Here is a 7,555-nt window from a genome sequence, read left to right as displayed (position 1 = left end):
CGGCTTCTACGCCACGCAGATCGCCAACGTCTTCTTTCCGACCGAAAGCGAGTTCGCCTCGCTGATGATGACGTTCGCTGTTTTTGGCGCCGGCTTTCTGATGCGGCCGCTCGGTGCGATCGTGCTCGGCGCCTACATTGACGACGTTGGCCGCCGCAAGGGGCTCATCGTCACGCTGTCCATCATGGCAAGCGGGACGGTGCTGATCGCGTTCGTTCCCGGCTACGCCACGATTGGTCTCCTGGCACCGGCGCTCGTGTTGCTGGGGCGTCTCCTGCAGGGTTTCTCGGCGGGCGCGGAACTGGGCGGCGTATCGGTCTATCTGGCCGAGATGGCCACGCCGGGCCGCAAGGGCTTTTTCACGAGCTGGCAGTCTGCCAGCCAGCAGGTGGCAATCGTCGTGGCGGCAGGCCTGGGCTTCGCGCTCAACCAATGGCTCAGTGCACCGGCCATCGCCGCATGGGGATGGCGTGTGCCGTTCTTCGTCGGCTGCATGATCGTGCCGTTCATCTTCGTGCTGCGCCGTAATCTTGAAGAAACGCAGGAGTTCAAGGCGCGCAAGCATCGTCCGGGCATGAAGGAGGTGTTCGGCACGCTGCTGCAAAACTGGGGCGTCGTGCTCGCCGGGATGATGCTGGTGGCGATGACCACGACGAGCTTCTACCTCATCACTGTCTACGCGCCGACGTTCGGCAAAACCGTCTTGCATCTGAGTACGGCCGACAGCCTGCTCGTGACGCTGTGCGTTGGGGTGTCGAACTTTGTGTGGCTGCCGATTGGCGGTGCGCTTTCCGACAGGATCGGCCGCCGGCGCTGCTGATCGGCATGACGGTGCTGACCATCGCCACGGCATACCCGGCGCTTTCGTTCCTCGCGCACGCGCCCAGCTTCACGAACATGCTGCTCGTGCTGCTGTGGTTGTCGTTCATGTACGGCATCTACAACGGCGCGATGGTCGTCGCGCTTACCGAAGTGATGCCCGTGCAGGTGCGCGTTGCCGGGTTTTCGCTTGCCTACAGCCTCGCCACGGCAGTGTTCGGCGGCTTTACCCCCGCCATCTCGACAGCGGCCATCCATATGACTGGCGACAAGGCCGCTCCCGGCTACTGGATGAGTCTTGCTGCCGCATGCGCGCTCCTGGCGACGTTGACGCTCTATCGCCGCCGTGCAGTAACGCTGGCGCCGGCGCACTGACGCCCAACGCATCCCGCGTTCCGCCTATTCACAAACACGTACGACCTGGCATGACCCTCACCATGAAGACTCTGTTTCGGAACCTGTGCGCAGCCGCGCTCGTCGCCACCTCGGCACTGGCAACCACCGTCCACGCTGCTGAACTGCACGTCATGAGTTCTGGGGCTTTACGGCCGCCTATAAGCTGCTTGGGCCCAAGTTCGCCGCGCAGACGGGCAACACGCTCGACACTGCACTCGGCCCGTCGATGGGCAAGTCGCCCGAAGCGATTCGAATCGGCTCGCACGCGGCGAACCTGCCGACGCCGTCATCATGGTCGGCTACGCACTCGACGATCTGATCAAGCAAGGCAAGGTCATCCCGGATTCGCGCGTGGAACTGGCCGACTCGCGCATCGGCATGGTGGTGCGCGAAGGTGCAGCCAAGCCCGATATCAGCTCACCCGAGGCCCTCAAGCAAGTGCTGCTGCATGCCAAGTCGATCGCCTACTCGGACAGCGCAAGCGGCGTCTATATCGAGCGCGAGCTGTTCAAGAAGCTGGGCATTGAAGAGCAGGTCAAGGCAAAGGCGAAGATGATTCCGCGTATTCCGGTGGCGTCGGTGGTGGCGACGGGCGACTACGAAGTCGGCTTCCAGCAAGTGAGCGAACTGCTGCCGGTGCCGGGGGCAACCTTCGTCGGAAAGATTCCCGAGTCGCTGCAGTCGGTCACGCGCTTTGCTGCGGGCATCCCCGTTGGTGCACAGCATCCGAAGGAAGCCAAGGCGCTTCTTGACTATCTCGCTTCGCCCGCCGTGCAGGCGGACGTGAAATCGACCGGGCTGGATTCTGTGCCGGCGCATTGAGATGGCGCGCCGCGCGGCGCGTCAAGCCAAGCGCGTTTGTTTGTTCTTCATGCATCGCCTGTCGTCACGCCGCTGCGCTTCGCTTCAATGATCATCTGGTGAAACGCTTCTGCGGCGGGCGTCAATGCCCGGCCGCGCCGCTTTACGATGCCCACGCGCCGCTTCACGACAGGCTCCACCAGCGGCACGCTTGTCAGGATCGGATGGTCATGCCCTGGCATGGCCATCGATGGCACCGCAGCCACACCCAGCCCCGCTTCCACCAACCCCAGCATGGTCGTGACGTGCCGCGTCTCACAGACGCTTGGCGCACGCGGTGCCACGGCCGACAGCGCCTGATCGAGCAACAGCCGGTTGCCGGAGGTCTTGTCCACTGACACGTATTCGTGTTCGTAAAGCTCGTTCCACGTCACGCGCTTTTTCCGGGCGAGCGGGTGGTCGCGCCGGCAGGCGGCAACAAACCGCTCCTGCAGCAGCATCTTGAATTCGATCTCGGGCTCCTGGCTGCCCATGAAGCTCAGGCCAAAGTCTGCTTCGCCGCTGATGACGGCCCCCAGCACTTCGTTCGCGCTCGCATCCAGCAGCTTGACGCGGATGCGCGGAAAGCGGCGGTGGTAGCGCGCAATCAGGTTCGGCAGAAAGTAATAGGCCACCGACGGCACGCACGCGATGGTCACCTGCCCCAGGCGGCTCGATGAAATATCGCGAATACCCAGCAGCGCGACGTCCAGATCGTCGAGCAGTTGTTCGGCACTGCGGGCGAACACGCGGCCGACCGTGGTGAGCGTGACGCGGCGTGTGGTGCGCTCAAACAGGGGCACGCCGAGCGCGCTTTCGAGCTTGTCGATTCGACGGCTCAACGCGGGCTGGGAAATGCTGATCGCTTCCGCGGCCTTGCGGAAGTTGCCCAACTCCACCACCGCGCGAAACGCCTGCAAGTCCGTCAAATCGAAATTGATGCCCACCGGCCAGCCTCCACATCCCAGATGCGCAGCATTTTGCGCGATTTATTACGGGGGTGACACGTCTCCAGCGGCACGCGCAGGGCTCGCCCAGTTGAACGCTGTGCACCGACACGGGGCGCGGATTCGAAGAGGCCGCGTGCGACAGCGCTCAACCGCTTTATCAAAAAGCTCATCAAACCTGCCAATGCGTTGAAATGCGCCGACGCTTCGTGTCACATGTCGCACCAAGGCATGTCACCCCTCTTTCGTAGGGGGTGTGGCACGGTTCGTGCAGCCTTGCGCCCGGTTTGACGACAACAAAAGAGTTGGGAGGGTGTATGTGCAACAAGCCGGTGTCCGGGGCACCGCTGTTGGAAGAGGCTTGCCAGCTGGGCAGCATGGTCAACAGTTCGCACCGACGCTTCGACGCTTCGACGCGCGAAGGCCCTGTCGATGACTCCGCATCTATCGCGGCGCATTCAGCGCTGCACAGATGACGTCGCGCATGGCGAACTGAATGCCGCGGGCTCGAAGGAGGGCCCAGCAACCAGATATCAGATGCATCTCTTCTTTCAAGGATTTCTTTGATGATCGTGTTTTCTCAACGATGGATTGCCGTCGCAGCGATTGCGTTTGCGCTGGCGGGCTGTGGTGGCGGATCCGATAGCACGCAGGCCAGCAGCACGACTGGCACGGGCGGCGGCACAGGGGCGCAAGGCGGTACCAGTGGTGGCAGCAGTGGAGGGACCACGGGTGGCCAGACCGGCGGAAATGGCGGTGGAACGACCGGCGGCAGTACATCGACCCTGTCGAACAGCGCAGCGCTCGTCCAGAAATTGGGCAAGCCTTCGCGCGTGCTCGTCGGCCTCGGTTCGGGCCAGTCGATTTCGGATATGCAGAGCCAGGGCATTCGGCCTGACATCATCGACGTTTACCTCGTGGGGGCCGGGCCGGGTTCGTGGCCCTACTGGAACAGCCCTGACGGCGCGTACATCACGTATGCCGCGCAAGCTGCCCAGACCTATGGCGCTACGCCGATGTTCACGTTCTACCAGATGGCGCAGAACGGTGACGGCAACCTGAGCGGCATCACCGATGCGACCTTCATGAACACGTACTGGAGCCAGGCGCGATTGATGTATCAACGCATCGCTGCGTTGAATGCGCCCGTGCTGATCAACCTGGAGCCCGATTTCTGGGGCTACGTGTGGGCGCAGGCGCCGAGTCACGACCCCACGCAGATGCCCGCGGTGGTGAACAGCCAGCCGGAATGCAGCAGCCTGCCGAACACCGCCGCCGGCATCGGGCAGTGCCTGGTGCAGATGGCGCGCCAGATCGCACCCAAGGCGCTGATCGGATTCCCGCCCGCGTTCTGGTCGGGATCGCCGACTGCGGTTGCGGGGGAAATGCGCGCTGCGGCTGCGCACCAGGCCGACTTCATCGTCGCCCAGACCAGCGACCGCGACGCCGGCTGCCTGGAAGCTGCCGCCGTGTCGGAGTGCACAGGCCGCAGCGGCATTTTCTACTGGGACGAGAGCAACATCGCCACGCCGAATTTCCATCAGTCGCAAAGCAGTTACCTGGACTATCGGACTGCGTTGGGGAATGGGCTGCCCATTCTGTGGTGGCAGACGCCGCTGGGCGTGCCGTCCAGCACGGCGGGTGGCACCAACCAGCACTACCGGGATAACCGCGTCGATTACATGCTGCGCAACACACAGGAATACGGCGACGGCCATACCTTCGCCATCGTCTTCGGCTCGGGCGGTACGTACCAGACGACGATCAACACCGACGGCGGCCAGTTTGCGCGCCTGCTCGGTCTGTACCTCGGCGGGGGCGGAGCCACCCTGCAATAACCGGGCGGGCGGCGCTCATGCGAGGCTAGATAGCCGTCGCGTAGTCAACGCGGTTGCGGCCCTTGCGCTTGGCTTCGTAGAGCGCATCGTCCGCAGCCTTGGTCAATGCGGTGAGCGACGCGAAGCTCGCGCGCCGTGCGGTCGCGCAACCGATGCTCACCGTGAAAGGGGCCAAGGCTGTGTCGCCGGGGCCGGCGCGGGTTCCTTCCACTTCGGCACGGATGGCTTCGGCGATGCGTGTTGCGCCGGTCTCGCCTGTATCGGGCAACAGCACCACGAATTCCTCTCCGCCGTATCGAGCCGCGAGATCGCCGCGTCGTCGCGCATGCTTGGAAATGCAGTGGGCGAGATACTGCAGCGCGATGTCGCCCTGAGCATGGCCGTGCTCGTCGTTATAGCGTTTGAAATGATCGGCATCGACGAAGAGCACGGATAGGCGACTGTCGTTCCGTTGCAGGCGATCCCACTCATTTTCCAGCGCGACATCCAGGGCGCGTCTGTTCTTCAGCCCGGTGAGCGGATCGGTTTGCGTAAGCTCCCGCAGGTGGGTTTCGGCCATGACGCGCCCACGCAGCGCAAATGCCAGGAGCCAGACGCCGGCGCAAAAGGCCAAGCTCACCGACAGCGACGACAGTCCCACGATCCATGACAGCCGCCGCCACGCTTCAAGCGCATCGGTCATGGCCGGGGCGACCACAGCGATGAAGGGTGTGCCGGGCACGCGTTGGAACGTATAGAGGCGCAGCACGCCATCGCTCGCAGATGGCGCCACATAGAAGCCGGACTCCTGGTTCACCATGCGCGGGAACGTCAGCGATTTGCTGAAATTGACCGTGCGGACTGCGCCATGCGGCGGACTTCTTGCCACCAGTGTTCCGTCGGTGCGGACAATGGCCGTGACGCCGTGCGGCCCGATATCGAGCTTCTCAAGCAGCTGCTTGAAGTAATCGAGGTCGATGGCGACCAGCGCGGTGCCGGCAAAGGTCCCGTCCTGCCGGTTCATCCTCCGGCTCAGCGCAATGGCTTCCACGCCGCCGCGCGACCGCGCTTTGTAGGGCGCTGAGATATAGAGGCCAACGTTTGCATGGTCGCGATGGACGATGAAGTAGTCGCGGTCGCTGAAATCCCAGCGGTGCGTCGCCGAGCAGCAACCGTCAACGAGCCGGCCCTTCTCGTCGGTCACGCCCATGCCCGTGACATACCGCGCGGAAGCCGTCGGGTTGAACAGCAGATCGTGCAGGACCTCCGGATCGAGGTTTCGGATGCCGGGCTTGTCGAGCGCGGCAATCAGCATCAGCAACGACTGATCTGCCGATTCAACGGTGCGTGAGATGTGGCTTGCCAGAACGGCGGCGACATTCCGCGAGGTTTCGTGAGCGTGCTCGACGGCCGTTTCACGATTGGCCCACAGCGTCAGCACACTGATTGCCAGGACAATCAATGTCAGCAGCGTCCCGAGCGCCCCCACGACAAAGGGATGGTGGCCTGCCGATGTGGCCAGCCGTCGGGCGAGGAGGCGAAGAGGCATGTCGTGGTCTTGAGCGCGACGACAGACCGCACGTCTGCCCGTTTACCGAGGCGAACTGAGGTCGATCGAGGAGCGATATGGAGGCGTACGTGGCACGCCTTCACCGTTGGTAATCGGCTCAAGACGGGAAAACTGCAGTGCAACGGGCCTTTTTGTTGCCGGCCCGCTGCATTGGGCGGAGACGCAGGGAAGAGGGCAGGCGTCTGGCCTTCCTGCCTGCCCGCCCACACCCGCATGCAGCTCAGTTGGCGAGCGCCGCGGCAAAGTCGCGATACGAACCCAGCGGCCGGCCGAGCAGGGTAGTCAGACGCTCGACATCGCCGGCTTGCGGAACCATGCCGTCGCTGACATAGCGTTCGGCCATCAGGCGCATCTCATAAGCCATCCATTTGGGCAGGAAGCTCGCCACGTTGCTCTCGAATCCGGTCGGGTCGTCGCCGCCGTAGGCTACGGGGCGGCGGAGCGTTTCTGACCAGATCGACGCCAGTTCGGGGCCCGTCAGCGTATCAGGGCCCACGAGGTTGAGGATCTCGATCGGCAGCTTGCCCGGGGCTGCGTCCCGGCGGATCAGCTCGATGGCCGCGACTTCTGCGATGTCGCGCGTGTCGACCATCGCGACGCCCTTGCTGCCGATCGGCATCGGGTAGACGCCATGGTTGACGATGACGTCCTTGACCATGTGTTCGTTGTCCATGAAGTAGGCCGGACGCAGGATGGTGGCGCTGAAGCCCACCTGCTCGATCATGCGTTCCGCGCCGGACTTCACCGCAAAGTGCGGCACGTTCACGAAGCGCTCGGCGTGCATGACCGACAGATAGACGACGCGCTCCACGCCGGATTCGCGCGCCACGTTCAGCGCAATCAAGGCCTGCGTGAATTCGTCTCCGGCGACAGCATTGAGCAGGAACAGCGTCCGGACACCGGCGAAGGCACGCCGCAGCGAATCCAAATCCAGCATGTCGCCCTGCGCGACATTCACGCTGGCCGGAAAGTTGGCTTTTGACGGGTCGCGCACCAGCGCGCGTACGTCCGCACCGCGCTTGACGAGTTGATCGACGACTTGGCGGCCGACGCGGCCGGTAGCGCCAGTAACGAGGATGGTCATGATGTTCACTCCTTGAGTGGGTTGGGTTCCCAGCTAAGGTAGGTGATCCATCTATGGTCCGGAAGATGCTATAAATAGACGC

Annotated in this window: 4 protein-coding genes and 2 pseudogenes; 3 read left to right on the top strand and 3 right to left on the bottom strand. The window is 63.5% G+C overall.

The window, feature by feature from the left end:
* Both OWR21_RS01075 and OWR21_RS01070 read left to right on the top strand, forming a co-directional pair.
* Positions 1-1,194, top strand: a pseudogene (locus OWR21_RS01075) (MFS transporter); the annotation flags it as partial.
* Between the two features lie 62 nt (positions 1,195-1,256).
* A pseudogene (locus OWR21_RS01070) lies at positions 1,257-2,037 on the top strand (substrate-binding domain-containing protein).
* 47 nt (positions 2,038-2,084) lie between these two features.
* Here OWR21_RS01070 and OWR21_RS01065 read toward each other — a convergent pair.
* Positions 2,085-3,002 carry a LysR family transcriptional regulator gene (locus OWR21_RS01065; RefSeq protein WP_332394415.1) on the bottom strand — a complete coding sequence of 306 codons (918 nt, stop codon included), beginning with the start codon at positions 3,000-3,002 and terminating at the stop codon, positions 2,085-2,087.
* 566 nt (positions 3,003-3,568) lie between these two features.
* Here OWR21_RS01065 and OWR21_RS01060 point away from each other — a divergent pair.
* Complete coding sequence (locus OWR21_RS01060; protein ID WP_332394414.1) at positions 3,569-4,840, top strand: hypothetical protein; 1,272 nt, start codon at positions 3,569-3,571, stop codon at positions 4,838-4,840.
* Between the two features lie 25 nt (positions 4,841-4,865).
* Here the strand turns inward: OWR21_RS01060 and OWR21_RS01055 are convergent, their stop codons facing one another.
* Positions 4,866-6,368, bottom strand: coding sequence for a GGDEF domain-containing protein (locus OWR21_RS01055; protein ID WP_332394413.1), 1,503 nt, complete (start codon positions 6,366-6,368; stop codon positions 4,866-4,868).
* A 241-nt stretch (positions 6,369-6,609) separates the two neighbouring features.
* The gene (locus tag OWR21_RS01050) at positions 6,610-7,473 is read right to left on the bottom strand and encodes an SDR family oxidoreductase (protein WP_332394412.1); all 864 of its coding nucleotides are present in this window, start codon (positions 7,471-7,473) and stop codon (positions 6,610-6,612) included.
* Positions 7,474-7,555: the final 82 nt, after the last annotated feature.

The organism is Ralstonia sp. 1B3, from assembly GCF_036631435.1.
Note: the sequence above shows the minus strand (reverse complement) of the source record. Positions and strands in the feature narration are given on the sequence as shown.